The organism is Lelliottia sp. 7254-16, assembly GCF_002922995.1.
GTDB lineage: Bacteria > Pseudomonadota > Gammaproteobacteria > Enterobacterales > Enterobacteriaceae > Enterobacter > Enterobacter jeotgali.
Genome location: NZ_PQVS01000001.1, coordinates 299,041 through 317,363 on the forward strand (window position 1 = coordinate 299,041; position 18,323 = coordinate 317,363).

The 18,323-nt window shown below is 53.9% G+C and carries 18 protein-coding genes; 8 read left to right on the plus strand and 10 right to left on the minus strand.

Annotated elements, in window-relative coordinates; genetic code table 11:
* Positions 1 to 52 precede the first annotated feature (52 nt).
* From C3708_RS01450 to C3708_RS01470, 5 genes are all read right to left on the minus strand, one after another.
* Positions 53 to 1,261, minus strand: coding sequence for a murein L,D-transpeptidase catalytic domain-containing protein (locus tag C3708_RS01450; protein ID WP_158251351.1), 1,209 nt, complete (start codon positions 1,259 to 1,261; stop codon positions 53 to 55).
* 104 nt (positions 1,262 to 1,365) lie between these two features.
* On the minus strand, positions 1,366 to 2,580 hold the full coding sequence (locus C3708_RS01455; protein WP_095282033.1) for a diguanylate phosphodiesterase: 1,215 nt from the start codon (positions 2,578 to 2,580) through the stop codon (positions 1,366 to 1,368).
* A gap of 142 nt (positions 2,581 to 2,722) precedes the next feature.
* Entirely contained in the window at positions 2,723 to 4,030 is a 1,308-nt protein-coding gene (locus tag C3708_RS01460) for a type II toxin-antitoxin system HipA family toxin (protein ID WP_103946262.1), read from the minus strand.
* On the minus strand, positions 4,031 to 4,282 hold the full coding sequence (locus C3708_RS01465) for a helix-turn-helix domain-containing protein (RefSeq protein ID WP_103946261.1): 252 nt from the start codon (positions 4,280 to 4,282) through the stop codon (positions 4,031 to 4,033).
* An 85-nt stretch (positions 4,283 to 4,367) separates the two neighbouring features.
* Entirely contained in the window at positions 4,368 to 4,832 is a 465-nt protein-coding gene (locus C3708_RS01470) for a helix-turn-helix domain-containing protein (RefSeq protein WP_095282036.1), read from the minus strand.
* 87 nt (positions 4,833 to 4,919) lie between these two features.
* On the opposite strand from C3708_RS01470, the gene C3708_RS01475 reads away from it, so the two are divergent.
* Positions 4,920 to 6,134, plus strand: a complete 1,215-nt coding sequence (locus C3708_RS01475) for an MFS transporter (RefSeq protein ID WP_103948956.1) — start codon at positions 4,920 to 4,922, stop codon at positions 6,132 to 6,134.
* Here C3708_RS01475 and C3708_RS01480 read toward each other — a convergent pair.
* Together C3708_RS01480 and C3708_RS01485 are read right to left on the minus strand one after the other, a co-directional pair.
* On the minus strand, positions 6,067 to 7,584 hold the full coding sequence (locus C3708_RS01480; RefSeq protein ID WP_103948955.1) for a carboxylesterase: 1,518 nt from the start codon (positions 7,582 to 7,584) through the stop codon (positions 6,067 to 6,069). The two genes, C3708_RS01475 and C3708_RS01480, sit on opposite strands and share 68 nt — an antisense overlap.
* 94 nt (positions 7,585 to 7,678) lie before the next feature.
* Positions 7,679 to 8,587 (minus strand): LysR family transcriptional regulator, encoded by a 909-nt coding sequence (locus tag C3708_RS01485; protein WP_103948954.1) that lies wholly within the window; start codon positions 8,585 to 8,587, stop codon positions 7,679 to 7,681.
* Between the two features lie 130 nt (positions 8,588 to 8,717).
* On the opposite strand from C3708_RS01485, the gene C3708_RS01490 reads away from it, so the two are divergent.
* Complete coding sequence (locus tag C3708_RS01490; protein WP_103948953.1) at positions 8,718 to 10,130, plus strand: MFS transporter; 1,413 nt, start codon at positions 8,718 to 8,720, stop codon at positions 10,128 to 10,130.
* Between the two features lie 44 nt (positions 10,131 to 10,174).
* Here C3708_RS01490 and C3708_RS01495 read toward each other — a convergent pair whose 3' ends face one another.
* Positions 10,175 to 10,603, minus strand: coding sequence for an OsmC family protein (locus C3708_RS01495; protein ID WP_095282041.1), 429 nt, complete (start codon positions 10,601 to 10,603; stop codon positions 10,175 to 10,177).
* Positions 10,604 to 10,690: 87 nt separating this feature from the next.
* On the minus strand, positions 10,691 to 11,572 hold the full coding sequence (locus C3708_RS01500; protein ID WP_103948952.1) for a LysR family transcriptional regulator: 882 nt from the start codon (positions 11,570 to 11,572) through the stop codon (positions 10,691 to 10,693).
* A gap of 114 nt (positions 11,573 to 11,686) precedes the next feature.
* On the opposite strand from C3708_RS01500, the gene C3708_RS01505 reads away from it, so the two are divergent.
* The 6 genes from C3708_RS01505 (at position 11,687) to C3708_RS01530 (ending at position 17,657) form a co-directional block, all read left to right on the plus strand.
* The gene (locus C3708_RS01505; protein ID WP_103948951.1) at positions 11,687 to 12,538 is read left to right on the plus strand and encodes a Vmh family MBL fold metallo-hydrolase; all 852 of its coding nucleotides are present in this window, start codon (positions 11,687 to 11,689) and stop codon (positions 12,536 to 12,538) included.
* Positions 12,539 to 12,589: 51 nt separating this feature from the next.
* Positions 12,590 to 13,111 carry a VOC family protein gene (locus C3708_RS01510; protein WP_103948950.1) on the plus strand — a complete coding sequence of 174 codons (522 nt, stop codon included), beginning with the start codon at positions 12,590 to 12,592 and terminating at the stop codon, positions 13,109 to 13,111.
* 139 nt (positions 13,112 to 13,250) lie between these two features.
* Entirely contained in the window at positions 13,251 to 13,466 is a 216-nt protein-coding gene (bdm, locus tag C3708_RS01515) for a biofilm-dependent modulation protein (RefSeq protein WP_095282045.1), read from the plus strand.
* Positions 13,467 to 13,562: 96 nt separating this feature from the next.
* Positions 13,563 to 13,700, plus strand: a complete 138-nt coding sequence (sra, locus tag C3708_RS01520; RefSeq protein WP_095282046.1) for a stationary-phase-induced ribosome-associated protein — start codon at positions 13,563 to 13,565, stop codon at positions 13,698 to 13,700.
* 175 nt (positions 13,701 to 13,875) lie between these two features.
* Positions 13,876 to 15,573 (plus strand): NAD-dependent malic enzyme, encoded by a 1,698-nt coding sequence (locus tag C3708_RS01525; protein WP_095282047.1) that lies wholly within the window; start codon positions 13,876 to 13,878, stop codon positions 15,571 to 15,573.
* 374 nt (positions 15,574 to 15,947) lie between these two features.
* Positions 15,948 to 17,657, plus strand: coding sequence for an ABC-F family ATP-binding cassette domain-containing protein (locus C3708_RS01530; protein ID WP_103948949.1), 1,710 nt, complete (start codon positions 15,948 to 15,950; stop codon positions 17,655 to 17,657).
* A 36-nt stretch (positions 17,658 to 17,693) separates the two neighbouring features.
* Here C3708_RS01530 and C3708_RS01535 read toward each other — a convergent pair whose 3' ends face one another.
* Positions 17,694 to 18,293, minus strand: a complete 600-nt coding sequence (locus tag C3708_RS01535; RefSeq protein ID WP_095282049.1) for an inorganic diphosphatase — start codon at positions 18,291 to 18,293, stop codon at positions 17,694 to 17,696.
* Positions 18,294 to 18,323: the final 30 nt, after the last annotated feature.

Genomic DNA, 18,323 nt, shown 5'->3' on the forward strand with positions numbered 1-18,323 from the left:
ATAGTCCATAACGATTAATCTACAACATTCTGATGTGTAAGGTTTTGTCGCGTTAACTTTTCCAGGCCATCAATAACGATCCGAGTTTCAGCCGCTCAATAATGCTTTGACTGTACTGTGCATCCACCGCCGGACATCCGTAGCTACGTCCCACACGATGATTTTCTGCCGCAAATTCATCGGAAACGTAGTTCGAAGGATGTATCACAATAGACCGTTGACGGGCATTGCTATTGCTCTCATCAAGCCCGTCCAGACGCATTGAATACCCATTGCTGCCGAAGTAGGTCTCAGAACATAAATAGACCCCCAGCGAGGACATGTGCGAACCATCAACATTCGAAAATAGCGTGGCATAACCCGAATTAGAGGGGTCTGAACCTTCACCGTGTGCGCAAAGATATGAACTGATGTTGCCCTCCTCCATATCAAAAATAAACAACCGCCGGGTATCAGATTTTTTATCGAAATCAATAATCGCCCAATATCGTGGATGACTTGCGGGGTATTTTTCAGCGCGTTTATCGAGAAGTGTTTGCATGGCAGAACGTAAATCAAGGGATTCGGCAAGGGGAAGTAATATCGCCGCTTCCTCTGCAAAACGCTTACTGATGGGCGAAATGGTGCTACTGGCAACAAGGTTTGCTGTCTGAGTATTCACCTGTTGTGCCCCGTCACCGAGCGCTTCGAGGAACAATGTATAATAGCCCGCAATCATATCGGCAACCGTCACCGGCTGTCCGTGAATGATTTTAGTCTCTTTACCGTTAATGATATTGCGCGCCCCGACGGGATCGTTGGCCGTTGCGGAGAAATAGCGGCTTAACGTATGACGCCCCTGATTATCGCCACGAAACCAGCCCTTATCCATGCCGATAAACATCACGTTGGCGGCAATATCGGGTTCAAGAGCCCGATCAAGTTGATCAACCAAATTAACGCCTATCGCGTCACCGGCTTTTTGATAATTCTCGCGATGCGTAAGCTGGACATAGCCGCGACCGTAATAAGGATAATAGCTGAGATGATTTTTGCGCCACGTTTCGCTAAGCCAGTAAGCCTCTTTAACCGGCTGCATGGTGGCGTTAGTTTCATGAAATGCGGTGGCCAGCATATAGGCCAGCCACCGCTTGTCGGACTTATTCGACCAGGCTTCAAAACCCTCGACAATCGCCTTAATGCCACCCAGTTCTTTTTCATCATTTAAAGACTGAAAATTTTTACGAATACTGGCCAGAAAATCGTTGTTAAATAAGGACATGATTATCTCCTTTACACAGTTTTGTGACGCAAACATAGTAAGGAGAATTCAAGCAGAGCTCATGTCCGGAAGTAATCGCACATTTTCATGAATTACAGTTGACGTTAGTGCGCTATCTGTGGCCAGTGAATATCACCCACCCCGTTCAGCTGCGGGCGAGCAAACAGAAAACCCTGAAAGCGTTTGATTCCGGCGGATTCCAGCCAGTGCCACTCTTCTATTTTTTCAATGCCTTCTGCCACCAGCGTAATTTCCAGATCGGTACAACAACTGACGATGGATTTAACAATCGCCTGCTTCGGGCCGCTCAGGTGAATGTCGCTGACAATTTCTCTGTCGATTTTGATTTTATCCGGCTGGAATTTAGTCAGTAGCGACAATCCCGCGTAGCCCGAACCGAAATCGTCGATGGCCAGCCCAATTCCCGCCGCCCGCAGCTGTTTGATCGCACTATTAAACTGCTTAAAGCCAGAAATCATCTCGTTTTCCGTAACTTCCACCACCACTTGCTCAGGCAACAGGTGATGTTTTGCGATGCTTTCCAGCAGAAAATCGACCGCATCCGGCACGTTCACCAGTGAACCTGGCAGTAGATTAATGGCGATCTTATGGCTACCGATACCGATCTTATCGGCCAGCGCAAAGGCATAGGCTTTGGTCTGGAGATCAATCTCATACAGTTTTGCCGGATCAATGGCGTTAAAGAAGTGTTCCGGACTCCCCCCGTCATTGCCACGGATCAGGGCTTCCAGCGAGGTGATTTTCCCTTCTGACGGTTCAACAATCGGCTGGAAGGCAAACTGGCAAATCTGATTCGTCATCAGACCGTCCACGCCACGTCCAAAAGGTGCGCGTTCGGATTCCAGTTTCCAGTTATCAGGGCGGAAGATATCCCCGGCGCCCGGCAGTTTTTTGCGCGTGATAAACGTCTGGATGAATTTAAACACCCGATCCTCAGACGTAAGATAGCGTTCAAGTTTGCTGTAGCGCAGCACGGATTCCAGCACGGATTTAGGCGTGTCTACCTGCAGATCGAACAGCAGCATACCAACGTTTTCGAAGCGTCGTCTTGGGCCGTAATCGCGCAGTAATTCCACCACGCCGTGATGGCGCTTGTCATCGCGGATTTTATGGAACAGCTTCACCACGCTCTCTTCTGCTCCCTCAAGGATTTGCAGAAACTCGGCGCCGTTGAACAGCAAAATGCCGGTAATATTCAGTCCGGCATTACGCTTTTTGGCTTGCTCAACCAGTGAAATGAGCTTGAATGGTTCACAGGATGAATTTAACTGGCTTCGATAAATGAGTGTAGTCAGCACAGCAAGTATGTCCCGTCATAATAATTACGCCTATAAGCGATTGTTTATCATAATTTATAGCCGTCGACTAATAATATTCCCTCACTAAGACGTTTTCAGATTTTCTGGTAGAAACATAAGTGAAGTAAATGTAAACGTCGGTTTATTCCGCTCTAAGCAGTCTTTCCGCTTGCTTCTCCATTCCACGGAAAATGGCCTCGCTAATGTGCGGTGGAAAATCAGCGGGTAAAATCTTACTGACACTTGCGATCACTTCAGGTGTCTGTTCCCCTATTTCCCGCATCATCGCTTTCGCCCGCGAGGCCGAGAATCCTACCCGTTCAGCCGTCGCGGGGAAATGACGAGGCTGAATCTGCGCCCAATGGTATTGACGGTTTTTACCCTGTAGCGCCATCGCCATTTTGGCCTTCTGGGCAGAAATCCCCTTCGCACCCAGAATTGGAAAGGCCGACAAAATATCGTACAGCGGCGTCATGACATACGCCGATTCTGGCTCAATAAACACGCTATAGTTTTTTGCATGGCCATCAATGGCACCCAGCAACCAGTATAAAATCTGCGTACGGAAAAACGTCTCTCTGTCGTGCAATGCGCGGCGCGAGCCCAGCAGTAAGGTCATAATTTCCGCAATACCGGGGCCACCGTGAGACTCATACTTCAGCGCGGGTGAATAGCCCAGAGCCTGACACATATCTTCCTGCGGAAGACGCATCAGCCAGCTTCCGTCACGTGACCATCTTCGGTCAAAACGCTCGACAATCAGCACCGTTTTATCTGCCCAGGTGGCTAACGAGGCGTTCGCGACAGCAAATCCAAACGCGCGGGCTATCTGCAAACAGAGCCACTCGTTTTCGCAGCTTTCACTGAGATCGATATTGTTCTGCTCAATTTTGCCAATCGGCAGTTTAAAGATATGGCTAGTCGGCGTGCTGCCAAGCGGTCTTTGCCACTGTTCCTGATACCAGAGCAGCGCCGTTTTTTCCTGTGCGCCGGCAATAGAAATTCTAAAATCCTGATCGTCGGTCATTCCCAGCGGGGCGTTACGGTAACCTTCGAGCAGCGTCGCAATGTCATCATCGGAAAGCGGCGTGGCGTATATCTGCGTGACCGAAGGCATGTCAGTGTCGTCGGGATAAAGCTGAATGGCCCCAACGCAGTCGCGCCCTACGCTTGCCAGCAGATCAAAAGGATGATCGGTCGCCACTTTAAACCGCATTTGCATGCGGGCAATAATCGCCTGCGAGTCAGGTAGCAAATTGCTGAAAAAGTTATATACCGCCTCACCGTCCTGGCGACGAGGTGTGAGCGGCAATGATTGAGAAATCACACGCGCACCGGGCGTTTGTAGCCAGCTCTGTGCGTATTGCCAGGACATCGCCCCTTTTCCGTTACGATAAAGCGAGCCGACCACCGTGCCATTCATCGCCACGGTGAGCTTACTGTTTTTCATTTACCACTCCTGAGTCCAGCCGCTGTCCTTATCTGCTGCCTCGCCGCGCGGTAAGACATGCAGTTCCAGTTCTAGTGCTGAAAGCAGACGAAACAGCGTTTCCAGCTTGCTGGTATCCGGATTTTGCTCAAAGCCTGAGACAGTGGTTTGTTTCATACCCACGCGCTCAGCGGCATCCGCCTGCGTGAGCTGCAGGGCTTTGCGCTGATCGCGAATGGCATTCGCCAGCATGGTCGATGTGGTAATTTTCATGATGCCCTCTTTTATCCCCGATCGCGGATAATTTTAAAATATCCCCGATCGCGGATAAAATCAAATTATCCCCGCAAGGGGATATTTATTGTTTATCCCTTTGCGAGGATATTGTGCTGATGCGCCGCAGCTGTTCAGGTTTGAGAGCGGTTCCGTCCTGCGCTGTAATGATGAGCTTCGCGACAGGCTGCCCCTCGCTATCCACTAGCTGCGAGCGAGCTTCGCCTTCAGCAAACAGATTCTCTTCGCCCCACTGGCGCAGACTGACAATCAAAGGCAGCAGCGATTTGCCTTTTTCGGTCAACTGATAGGCTTTATACGCGCCCCCTTCGCTTGCCGGTATCAGCGAGAAAATCCCCGCCTCTACCAGCGTTTTTAAACGCGCCGCCAGCACATTTTTAGCAACGCCTAAATTTTTCTGAAAATCACTGAACCGGCTGATGCCGTCAAAGGCATCGCGAACGATCATCAGCATCCAGCGATCGCCCAGCAAATCCACGGTTCTCGCCACCGGACACGTCGTCGTTACAAAGGTTTCATCATAGGTCATAGGATTGGCACTCAAAAACTAGTTGCAAATAAAAACCAGAAAGCATAATGATCAACTGGTTTTTATTTAAAACCAGTTTAGAGGATAATGCAATTGACCAGCACTGAAAGCTACGACGACATCACACCGCTCTCTGAGTGGATGATTTTACTTTTTGCCGTGCTCTGCGCCTTTGCCGTGGCTAACGTCTACATGACCCAACCGCTACTGGATCAAATCGCCGCCACGTTTCACGAAAAGCCGGACAAAATGGGCATCATCATTACCGCCACACAAATTGGCTACGCGCTTGGTTTGCTGCTGCTGGTGCCTTTGGGCGATTTGTTTAATCGTAAACGCCTGGTCGCCGGAATGCTCCTCGCCAGCAGTGGGCTGCTGACGGTTTCCTCGTTTGCCTCCTCTCTCTACGGGTTAAGCTGTGCCCTGGGGCTGGTCGGATTCATGGCTGTGGTGGTGCAAATCATTGTGGCGTATGCCGCGAGTCTGTCCTTACCGGCGAACCGCGGGAAAGTGACCGGTACCGTCACCAGCGGTGTGGTGCTGGGGATTTTACTGGCGCGTATGGTCTCAGGAGTTCTGGCTGAATGGGCGGACTGGCGAGTAGCGATTCAATTCTCCGCTGGCGCAATGCTTCTGATGGCTTTGCTGTTTATCCGTATTGCGCCTGAAGATCGTCAAGCGCAGAAACCCGGCGCATATCTACAGTTGATGGGTTCTGTCTGGACACTGTGGCGAGAAATACCCGAACTGCGCTCTCGTGGTGTGCTGGCGCTGCTGATTTTCATGAATTTTAGCGTTCTGTGGACATCCGTCGTTTTCCCGCTGAGCACTGCCCCCTTTAACCTGACCACTGCGCAGATTGGTATGTTTGGCCTGGCGGGCATTGCCGGTGCGCTGGCCTCCAGAAAAGCCGGCGTATTGGCCGATCGCGGTTTCGGACAGCGCGTTACGGGTGTCGCGTTAGCGCTGTTATTACTGTCGTGGGGAGCCATTGCGCTGGGCGGATCGTCACTGATCGCTCTAACGACAGGTATCATCGTGCTGGATTTCGCCGTGCAGGCTATTCATGTCACCAGTCAAAGTCTGATTTTTGCGAAACGCCCGCAGGCCACCAGCAGACTGGTGGCGGCCTACATGGTGTTTTACTCCCTTGGCAGCGCCACCGGCGCATGGCTCACTACCTGGGTCTGGGGACACTTCGCCTGGCCCGGTGTGTGTACGCTCGGCGCGGCGATCAGCGGGCTAGCATTGCTTTACTGGTTGCTGGTTGACAGGAATCTGCACATCCCACCCGCTGATTAATTCTCTCCAGCATATAGGCGTAAAACGGGTTCGAGGTGACCCGCATCAGAGAATCCATCCCGACCACCAGCACGGAGGTTTCACCGCGCAGGGCAATATTACCGAGATTAATGCCATAACAGCGCGGGTTTATCGGCTCTATGCCGTAGAGATCGTCCGTCGGGGGGAACGGGATCGCCACGTGCGATAAGGAATAGAGATCGCGCGGATACGGCGTGATTAAAGGTTGGGCCGTCTCATCTACTGCCCCCGCAGCAGTGGTCAGGGCAACGGTATTTAAGGTTTGCGCTGACGCATTGGTCACCACTGTAACGGCAAAACGGCGAGGCGCAGGCGGGAGTAGCGCGTTAACCGCCACGTACGTTCCCGGTTTGAACAGCGGGCGCAACGTGCTCGCCTGATTGATATCGAAGATCACCAGTTCACTGCCGTTCTTAGGCAACAAATTAAACAACGAATCAACCACGCCACGCGTGCTGACGGTGGAATCCATCACGGACTGGAACGCCAGTACCGGCGGGAGTGCCGTCAGTTTATTCTGCCGCGCCGCGTCGTTGAGTTGCTTCTGTAAAGCCTGCGTCAGCTGCCAGGACTGACGTGCTGCATTCACCGGAAAAGAATTGTATTTAAACGGGTTATATTCGGGCAGAACGCTGAGCCATGCTGCTTTGGCAAACGGCGGCAGCAGCGCGGGCAATCCCGCCAGCCCGGCAAAACGGGCGAAGGCATGGACACGGATCATCGGTGACAGCAGGATCAGCTGTTGGGGTTTGCGAAGATGCGGATCGTCAATGGCGTCGAGGGCATATTTCATCGCCAGCGCCCCGCCGTTGGAATAGCCCACCAGATGCAACGGCACATCGTTGCCCGCCAGACGCGTCGCTTCACGAACGGAAAGACGCGCGACGGCCAGCCACTCTTCCCAGTCGACGTTCGTCAGTGCGCCGGGCGCAGTGCCATGACCGGGCAGACGTGGCGCAACCGCTACAAACCCGCGCTGCTGATAATCAACGGCAATACTGCGCACGCTGTATGGGGAATCGGTCAAACCGTGCAGCAGCACCACGGCCCCTTTCGGTTTACCCTGCGGCATCAGCACAAATGAACGGTTGCCGTCATCAGGAAACTGACCCGGCCACATTGGGCTGTGATGATAATAGCGGTTAAGCGGCGTCTGGTCTGATTCGTCCAGTTTATCGGTCACTTGCGTTTGCAGATCGTGGAAAATGGCTGTTTCATGTGTCAGATAATCGCTGAAACTGGCCCGATCAATCTCCTGTCCGGACATCTCGTGCGCCGTCCAGGTGTGCCAGGGATGTAGCGCCGGGCCGGTTTGCGACTTATAGACTCTCACTGACAGCAGTACGATCGCCACAATGCCTAAAACCACCACGACACGCTTTATCACCGCCCACAAACGCACACGTATCCGCCACGGCAGATTAGCCATTCCCGTCTCTCTTTTAGCAAAAATGAGGGCCTATCTTAAAAGAGATAACGCGTGATGCCAAAAGTGTAAAGTTCCAGCATTGATTCCGCCCGGCTTAACCGTGAATCTTCCGGCAAACGGCTAACACCGTTTTTCTCAGCCAGCGATGGGCCGGGTCCATTTCCAGCCGCGGATGCCACATTTGCGAAACGGTGATGGACTGGATTTTAAACGGTAGCTCGAAGGCATGCAGTTGGGCTGAGGTTTGCGGGCGATGCAAAAATGACGCGGGGACCAGCGCAATCAGGGAAGAGGCCTCTGCAACAGCCAGTGCCGAAGGGAATCCCGGCACCGCACAGGCAATTTTACGCGTCAGGCCGCGTTCGGCTAACACCTCGTCCACCGGCCCCTGCAACTGACCCCGGCGGGAAGCCACCACATGTCCCCAGGCAATGTAATCGCTGATGCTGACGGTATTGAGTGCCGCCAGTGGATGATCGTGTCGGACCACGCCGACAAAGCGATCGCGAAACAGTGCCTGAACACGAATTTCCGGTCCCATATTACTGAGCACGCCAATTTCAAGATCCACCAGGCCTTCACGCAGGGAGCGTGAGCTTTTCTCGGGTTTGGCCGCAAAACGCAAACACACCTGAGGCGCCGCTTCGGAAACCTCGGCAATCAGCGCCGGACCGAATGCCTCGATAAAACCGTCGTTGGCACGCACGACAAAGACTCTCTCCAGTTCGGCCAGATCAAGTGACATTGAGGACGGTTGCAGTACCGCCCTGGCTTCCAGCACCGTATTTCGCGCCCTGTCCCGACTGGCCTGCGCGTAGGGTGTGAGCACCATATTCCTGCCAGCCCGGACCAGAAGCGGATCGCCCGTCACCTCCCGCAACCGGCCCAGCGTGCGGCTCATCGCAGAGGTACTCACATTCATTCTGCGTGCGGCACCTGCCACGCTGGCCTCTGTCAGCAACGCATCGAGCGCAATCAGCAGATTAAAATCGGGATCGGTCATCAGAGAACTCCTGTGAACAAGAGATAAGGCGTTTGATGCAACTATACAGTACCAATGCTGCGTCTTCCGCCTCTGATGATGAAGGAATAGAGTTTCTCGCATCAATACACTCGCTAATGAGATACACACAATGGAACTCTTTTCCGATAAACCAGGGGACGAAGGCTTGCCAGGCCGCGAGCGAGGGCTGGTGATGGCCGCCGTGATGACCTCCACCCTGATGGCCGTTTTTGACGGTACTATGGTCAACATCGCCCTGCCGCAAATGGCGCAGGCGTTAAACGTTGCCTCCCCGCTGGCGGTCTGGTTCGCCAACGGTTATCTGCTGTCTGCCGCCATGACGCTGCTTATCTTCGCGGCGCTGGCGACGCGCATTGGCTTCAGGCCGGTGTTTATCTTCGGCCTGAGTCTTTTCACCCTGGCTTCGCTCGGCTGCGCGCTCTCACCAGATGCCAACATTCTGATTGGTATGCGTATTTTGCAGGGGATCGGCGGAGCCGCCACCTTAAGCATCGCGCCGGCCATCTTACGTTCGGTGTTTCCTGGGCGCTTGTTAGGCCGCATTCTTGGTCTGAATGCATTACTGATCGCCTCCAGCACTGCCGTCGCTCCCGTACTGGGAGGACTGCTGCTCAGCACTTTGAGCTGGCAGTGGCTGTTCGCGATTAACGTTGTACCGGGTCTGCTGGCGCTCATGCTGGGCTTAAAAGCCATACCGCATAAACCGGTGTTAAGCGGTCAAACGTTTGATCTTAGAGGAGCGCTACTGTCCGCTACTATGCTCGGTGCGGCGATCATGGCGACAAACAGTTTCGCCAGCCCACACGCCGCCAGCCACGCTATTAGCGCGTCGGTCATCAACTGGTTTGGACTGGCACTCATCAGCGGTATCGCGTTTATCCTGCACATTCGTCAGGCGGACAAACCGTTGCTTCCGCCAGCCATCTTTCATTCAGGACGTTTTTCCCTTGCGGCACTCACGTCACTGGCCTGTTTTATCAGCCAGGGAGTCACGTTCGTCGCGCTGCCGTTCCTGTTTCAACGTGTTTATGGCTACAGTGCGTTTACCTCCGCGCTGCTGTTCACGCCGTGGCCAGTGGGCATTGCACTGGTTGCGCCCTGGGCCGGAAAACTGGCGGACAAATACTCTCCGTCGATCATATCCACGGCAGGCCTGCTTTTCTTTGTCATCGGATTAATGCTGCTGGCAACCTTGCCCGCCACGGCGGCGCACTGGGATATTGGCCTGCGTAGCCTGATATGCGGCATGGGATTCGGGTGTTTCCAGAGTCCGAATAATCGTGAAATGTTGTCGAGCGTAGTGCGGGAGTGGAGCGGATACGCATCGGGCGTGCTGGCAGTTGTGCGCACCTTCGGTCAGTGCCTGGGCGCGGCCTTAGTCAGCGTTTTGCTGGCTGTGATGGTTTCGGCGAACAGTGTTGTGGAGCAGGATCAAGCCGTGAGAGTCTGTTTATGGCTGGCGGTAGCCGCATCAGGGTGTGCGATAGTATTAAGCTTGAGTCGGTTGCGCAGAAATAAGTGACAACGTCACAATAGCCAGCGGCGTAACTGCCGCTGGCAAGAGACTCAGTTAAGAGTGTAATCGAGGGTAATTTCGGCTTTCAGTAGCTGAGAAACCGGGCACCCTGCTTTCGCTTTCTGGATGATGCCGTCGAACTGCTGGGGGTCGATGCCCGGCACTGTCACCTTGCTTTGCAGCGCGACCTTTGTGATAGCAAAGCCGCCGTCGGTTTTATCCAGCGACACATCCGCCGTGGTATCAATGGAATCCGCAGTGTAGCCCGCTTCACCCAGCATCAAAGACAGCGCCATCGAGAAACAGGCCGCATGTGCCGCGCCAATCAGCTCTTCCGGGTTGGTCCCTTTTTCACCTTCGAAACGGGTATTAAAGCCGTAGGGTTGCTGATTCAGGACGCCGCTTTCCGTCGAAACCGTCCCTTTTCCGCGCTTAATATCGCCAGACCAGTGTGCCGAACCGTGCTTATGAATCGTCATTATTGCTCTCCTTTTGGCTTGCAAAGGGTTAAGTATAGAACGTTGATTCAGTTGTGAGAGGAAGACGGAACAGTCTTAGCCGATTGTTCATAATCTCATCAATGACTCGCCCAACGCATCCAGAAACAACCGCTGCGCCGCAGGCTGGTAATCGCGGGACTGATAGATCCCAAAAATGCCGATCGGTTTGGGCGTGAGATCGCCCAGAACGGGGACCAGCTTCCCGCTGTCCAGCGCGGGCTGCGTTTCCCATTCTGGCAACATCGCAATGCCGCAATGATGAATGGCCGCATCCATTAGCAGCGACGATATGCTGGCGCTCAGATTGCCGCTCACTGCAACGCTTTCCACTTCCCCCGCGTCGGTGACAAAATTCCACGACTGCCCGGCAAAGAAACTGTAATGCAGGCAGTTGTGCTGGGCCAGATCCTCCAGCGTGTCAGGCGTGCCGTGGGCGGCCAGATAATCGGGCGACGCGCACAGCACCGAGCGGCACTCTCCCAGACGACGGGCAATCATGCCGGGTTCTGGATTATCAGTAATGCGGATTGCCAGGTCGATACGCTCGCCGACCAGGCTAACCGGGTGGTTATTGACGTCCATCTCTACGCGCACTTTCGGGTACTGTGCCAGAAAATCCGCTAGCATCGGGGCGACCATTTGCATCGCCGTAAAATGGGCGCAGGCCACGCGCAGCGTACCGGACGGCGTTTCTTTGGGTGACTGATCTTCAATTTCCTGCGACAGCCGCGTGAGATTACGGGTTTTCTGCAACACCTTTTCCCCGGCGGAGGTTAGCGTCAGCTTGCGCGTGGAACGGTGCACCAGCCGGGTTCCGGCCCATTTTTCCATCTGCTCCAGATACCGGCTGACCATCGGGCGCGAAATACCCAGCGCGCGGGCGGCGGCGCTCAAACTTCCCAGCTCACAAATACGGTTATAGACCTGGGCGGCGATCACGCGATCCATTGGTATGACTCCATCTGCTCGATTTATGAAACTAAGCATGTCTTGTTTCAGGAATTCTGGCAAATCGAGAGATCGGTACAATAGCGTCTTCACCACTAAAACCGAGACAAAATGATGAAGCTCAATCGCCTTGCCCTGCTGTGCACCCTGTTCACTCCCGCGGTTTTTGCCGCGCCGTTAACGCTGGATACCTACAACCCGCAGGAAAAAGGTATTTTCGCCGTCTCCTCGACGCTGGTTTCCGGACCGAAAGAAGCGGTGCTGTTCGACGCGCAGTTCAGCGTCAAAGATGGCGAAGCGCTTGTCAAAAAAGTGCGCGACAGCGGTAAAACGCTCAGCAAAATTGTGATTACCTCCGGCGATCCGGATTTTTACTTTGGCTTACAGCCGCTGGTAAAAGCCTTCCCGAACGCCAAAGTAGTCGCTACTCAGGCGGTCGTGGATCACATCAAAGCCACCAAAGATGCCAAACTGGCTTTCTGGGGTCCGCAGATGAAAGACGGTGCGCCAACAGAGCTGGTTGTGCCGCAGGTTATCGCCTCCACCACGTTTATGGTTGACGGTGAAAAGATTGATATCGAGCAGGCTGACAGCTACGCCGCGTATGTGTGGATCCCATCAGCGAAAGCGATTCTCGGCGGTACCGGCGTGTCTTCAGGTATTCACGTCTGGACGGCAGATACCCAAACCAAAGCCAGCCGCCAGCAGTGGGTAGCCACCCTCGATGAAATGGCCGCCCATAAGCCAGAGCGCGTAATCCCAGGTCATTACATCGGCACAGCGCCAGCAGGTGTTGAAGCCATCAACTTTACCCGCACTTACCTGCAGCAGTTCGAACAGGCGCTGGCCGCCCATAAAGACTCGGCAAGCGTTATCGAGGCGATGAAAAAGCAGCAGCCGAAGCTGGCAGAAGTCAGTTCGCTGGAGCTGAGCGCGAAGGTTAATACCGGCGAAATGAAGTGGTAACAGGCTAACTATCTCCTGCTATATTTATTCTTTTTATAGCAGGAGATGGTTATGCAACCCTCAGTCAGAGGAATTGATCACATTGGTATTACGGTTCCGGACATAGAAGAAGCAACGTTATTTTTTGAAAAAGCCTTTGCGGCAACCGTGATATATCACTCAGTTGAACCCGATAGTGAAAATATTGATCATGAGGCGCAGGAAAATACCTTGAGATTATTTCCCGGAACAAAAATCCGCGCCATCAGGATGCTGGCCATGCCTAATGGTCCCGGCATTGAACTGTTTGAAATGCATGGACCTGAACAGCAATCCCCCGCCCGCCCCAGTGATTTTGGCCTGCAACATTTCGCTGTCTATGTTGATGATTTTGAAAGCGCAATCTCCTGTTTTACAGCCGCAGGAGGAGAAATGTTTACCGAGCCAAAAACCCTCTCTTTTCCCGCCGAACGCGGCGAAGGTAATGCGTTTTGCTACGGCAAAACCCCCTGGGGAAGTGTGGTGGAATTAATCTCCTGGCCGTCCCCGATGCCCTACGAAAAATATACCGAACTGCGCTGCTGGAAACCCTGATTTAACGAAAAAAAGGGTTAATGTGATATTTATATTTCCAGGATGAATCTGAACCACAGCGCGGATAATATTTGCCATTCTGAATGTGAAGACTGAATTGCGAACCGGAATATTACACAGATAACGACACGGAGGCAGCATGTTTACCCATTACTCAGCAAATACACATTCCGCACAACCGGCCCTGGTGAATGCCATTGAACAGGGTCTTCGCGCTGAACATGGCGTGGTCACTGAAGATGACATTTTGATGGAACTCACCCGCTGGGTGGAAGCCTCAGATAATGACATCCTCAGTGACATCTACCAGCAGACCATTAACTACGTTGTGAGTGGTCAACATCCCCCTCTGTAAAAACCCTGCTATGCTGGATCTGCAACCTAAGGGGTTACATTTCGTTTGCGCAAGCAAACTGGTCCTTAAAACTATCAACAGGATTGAGGAGTTAACATGAAATCGAACCGTCAGGCACGTCACATTTTGGGACTGAACTACAAGCTATCGAACCAACGTAAAGTGGTGATCGAGGGCAGCAATGAAACCGTAGTCGCCCATACGCACGGCAGAAAACGCCACGCAGACAAGTAAATCCCGCAGCTGAATCATCACACCATCGGCAAAACCGATGGTGTTTTTGTATGTGTGTTGCGGTAATTAACATTTAGCTCCTTTATAATGCCACCCGAGGTCGCCCTGCCAGCAAGCCAGAAAGATGACAATACGCAGTGCCAGGGACGGATATTCAAAAAATCGAGTGAGTGACATGGACAACAAAGCAAAACAGCATCGTTCTCTTTACATCCCCTATGCGGGCCCGGTCCTGCTGGAATTTCCCCTGCTGAACAAAGGCAGCGCCTTCAGCAGCGAAGAGCGCAGCAGCTTTAACCTTCTCGGCCTGCTGCCGGAAGTGGTCGAAACCATCGAAGAGCAAGCCGAACGCGCCTGGATCCAGTACCAGGGCTTCAAAACCGAAATCGACAAACACATCTACCTGCGCAACATCCAGGACACCAACGAAACCCTTTTCTACCGTCTGGTACAAAATCACCTCGAAGAGATGATGCCGGTGATTTACACCCCGACCGTAGGCGCGGCCTGTGAGCGTTTCTCCGAGATTTATCGTCGTTCGCGCGGGGTATTCATCTCTTATCAGAACCGCCATAACATGGATGACATCCTGCAAAACGTGCCGAACCACAACATCAAAGTGATCGTGGTAACGGACGGCGAGCGTATTCTGGGCCTCGGTGACCAGGGTATCGGCGGGATGGGGATTCCGATCGGTAAACTTTCTCTGTATACCGCCTGCGGCGGGATCAGCCCGGCATACACCCTGCCGGTGGTGCTGGATGTCGGCACCAACAACCAACAGCTGCTGAACGATCCGCTGTATATGGGCTGGCGGCATCCGCGCGTGACGGACGAAGAGTATTACCAGTTCGTCGACGACTTCATTCAGGCCGTTAAACACCGCTGGCCAAACGTGCTGCTTCAGTTTGAAGACTTCGCACAGAAAAACGCCATGCCGCTGCTTAATCGCTATCGGGATGAGATTTGCTCGTTCAACGACGACATTCAGGGCACTGCGGCGGTCACCGCCGGGACGCTGATCGCCGCCAGCCGCGCGGCAGGCAGCCAGCTGAGCTACCAGAAAATTGTCTTCCTCGGCGCAGGATCTGCCGGTTGCGGAATTGCAGAACAGATCATCGCGCAAACGCAGCGCGAAGGATTAAGCGAAGATCTGGCCCGATCCCGCGTGTTTATGGTCGATCGTTTCGGGCTGCTGACAGACGGAATGCCAAACCTGCTGCCGTTCCAGACTAAGCTGGTGCAAAAGCGCGAGAACCTGAAAAACTGGGATACGGATAACGAAGTGCTGTCCCTGCTGGACGTGGTGCGTAACGTGAAGCCGGATATTCTGATTGGTGTCTCCGGGCAAACCGGGCTGTTCACCGAAGAGATCATCCGCGAAATGCACAAGCACTGCCCGCGCCCTATCGTGATGCCGCTCTCTAACCCGACCTCTCGTGTAGAAGCCACGCCGCAGGACATCATCGCCTGGACCGAGGGTGATGCGCTGGTTGCAACCGGCAGCCCGTTCGATCCGGTGGTGTGGAAAGACAAAATCTACCCTATTGCCCAGTGTAACAACTCCTATATTTTCCCAGGAATTGGCCTTGGCGTCATTGCCGCCGGTGCATCGCGCATTACCGATGAAATGCTGATGTCCGCCAGCGAAACTCTGGCAAAACACTCCCCGTTAGTGGCTAACGGCGAAGGTTTGGTTCTGCCAGAGCTGAAGGATATCCACACCGTATCGCGTGCAATAGCTTTTGCGGTCGGCAAAATGGCCCAGCAGCAGGGCGTGGCGGTGAAAACGTCCGCTGATGCGCTGCAGCAGGCGATTGACGAGAACTTCTGGATGCCGGAATACCGGAATTATCGCCGGACCTCCATCTGATCGACGGTGCGGCCTAAACGCCCGGTGGCGCTGCGCTTACCGGGCCTACGTTCCAGGATTTTGTAGGCCGGGTAAGGCAAAGCCGCCACCCGGCAGCGCTCAGCTTGCCCGACACTCAAAACCTCGCTACACTCCTTTTACCCATCAACCCACTGAATAAATAAGGAGGCTAATTATGCTGTATAGTGAAATTTTTAATGTTTCACATACATTTGGTGATCGCACCAGCTCAAGCGTTATCGGTATCGTGCTGCGATAACTTCTGCTTGAGCGAAGACACCAACCTACCAAATCCCTTCTCTCGGGCTTACTGAGTTATCGTCAGCGATGTTTGACGAGGCATTTCCATGCCTGTAATACTTGAGTAAGCAACAATGAGCACATTACTAACTGCACAATCTTTACGCGTTGAAACGGCGTTTAACACCCTCTTCGACTCGCTCTCCTTTACCCTGAAAAAAGGCGACCGCATTGGTCTGCTGGGCGATAACGGCTGCGGCAAAAGTACCCTCCTGAAGATCCTCGACGGTACCGAAACCCCGTCCATCGGCACGGTTGCACTTGCCGGATACTGCCTGATGGCGCGTGTGGAACAGCATCTGCCGGAATCGATTTATCCCCTGTCGATGCTCGACGCCGTGCTGGCACAACTCCCCGCCGCTGAACGCGACAGCCTGCGCTGGCGGGCCGAAACACTGCTCGCCGGAATGGGTTTCACTCCCCAGGATATGGCGTTGCAATCGGCAACGTTGAGCGGCGGACAACACACGCGGCTGCTGCTGGCACGTGCGTTAATCAGCGATCCCGATCTGCTGTTACTGGATGAGCCGAGCAACCACCTCGATCTGCCGACCATGCTGTGGCTGGAGCAGTTTTTACAGAACTGGTCCGGGAGTTTTGTGCTGGTCTCGCACGACCGCCAGCTACTGGATGCCGTGACCAACGGCAGCTGGATTTTACGCGACAAAACCCTGCACAGCTTCGCCCTTCCTTGCTCGGCTGCGCGTCAGGCGCTGGCGGCAAAAGATGAAAGCGATGCGCTGAGATACAAAGCTGAACAAAAGGAGATCGACCGTGTGGCGGCGAGCGCCAAACGGCTGGCGACCTGGGGCAAGGTCTACGACAACGAAGATCTCGCCCGCAAAGCCAAACAGATGGAAAAACAGGTCGAGCGCCTGAAGGAGAGTCAGACCGATCTCACGGCGGGCAGCCCGTGGACACTCACTCTGCGCGGCGACGCACTGCGGGCCGACCGTTTGTTGGAAATGGCCTCTCTTTACGTCCCGCCAGCACCGGGTCTCCCGGCGCTGTTTGACGTGGATATCGCACGGCTCAAAAGCGGCGATCGCGTGGCGATTGTCGGGCGCAATGGCTGCGGGAAATCCTCGCTGATGAAGCTTATCTGGCAGCAGTTTGTCGCGGAACAGTCGACGGATGAACTTAAAATCCATCCCCGTCTGACGCTGGGTTATTACGACCAGACGTTGCACCAGCTACCGGACGACGCATCGCTGCTGGATGCGCTCGAAGCGTTTGCGCCGGACCCGCAGGTGCGCAAAATGTCGCTTATCAGCGCCGGATTCCCGTGGGTGCGTCACGGGCAGAAAGTCAGCACTCTGAGCGGCGGCGAGCGTTCGCGCCTGCTGTTTATCGGGCTAACGCTGGCACGCTATAGCCTGCTGATGCTTGATGAACCGACCAACCATCTGGATATGGAAGGCAAAGAGGCGCTGGCCGAAACGCTGCAACAGTTCGAAGGCGGCGTTCTGCTGGTGAGTCACGACAGGCAGCTTATCCATCAGAGCTGTAATCGGTTCTGGCTGATTGAGGACGGCAAGCTCAGCGAATGGCACGACGCCGATGCCGTGTTTGAGCGTCTGCGGGAAAGCGGAGGATTAACGACACCTGCGATGCCAGCCATCTCGACTACATCAGCGCCGACGGAGTTTGACGACCTTCTCGAAAAACTGGTGGCACTGGAAACGCTGTTGGCAGAGGATTTGGCGCGTAAGCCTAAGCATCAAAAACCGCAACTACAGGTGCAGTGGCGTCAGGAGATAGAGCGCATAGAAGCACAACTGTAAAACCTGAGCCCGGCGGTGTCCCCGCCGGGCCAGCTATTATTGCGGTTTTTTCTCTTTCCAGGCGTCCCACGCCTGTTTAATTTCTTGCTTCGCGGTGGCGGCATCGTTAAACCCGCTCAGCTCCACCTTTTTGCGCCCTTCTGGCAGTTCTTTGTAGACGCGGAAGAACGACTCCAGGCGCTGCACCTCAATTTTAGGCAGATCGCTTAGCTCTTTAATGTCGTCATACGTCGGGTCGATCTTGCTCGCCGGGACGGCCACAATTTTGTCGTCCTTCTCCCCGCCATCCACCATTTTCAGCACGCCTATGGCGCGCAGTTTGATAAGCGTCCCCGGAGCCATCGGTGCTCGGGTGTAGAAAATCACGTCCAGCGGGTCGCCATCGCCCGCGAGGGATTGCGTCAGCGAGCCGTAGTTAGCCGGGTAAGCCACCGGCATCGACTGAAAACGATCAGCGATGATAAACCCGGTTTTAGCGTCGGTTTCGTATTTGATAATGCCGCCCGCCGGGATTTCGGTGACCGCATAAAACTCTTCCGGATTGTTTTCCGGCTGTGGGAATTCCAGGATATTTTGCGCTTGCGCAGAGGCGGAAAGGAGAACGCTAACGGCAAGTAATGTTTTGAACAGCTGCATGTCTTTTAACTCTTCGGTTATTGGGAAGAC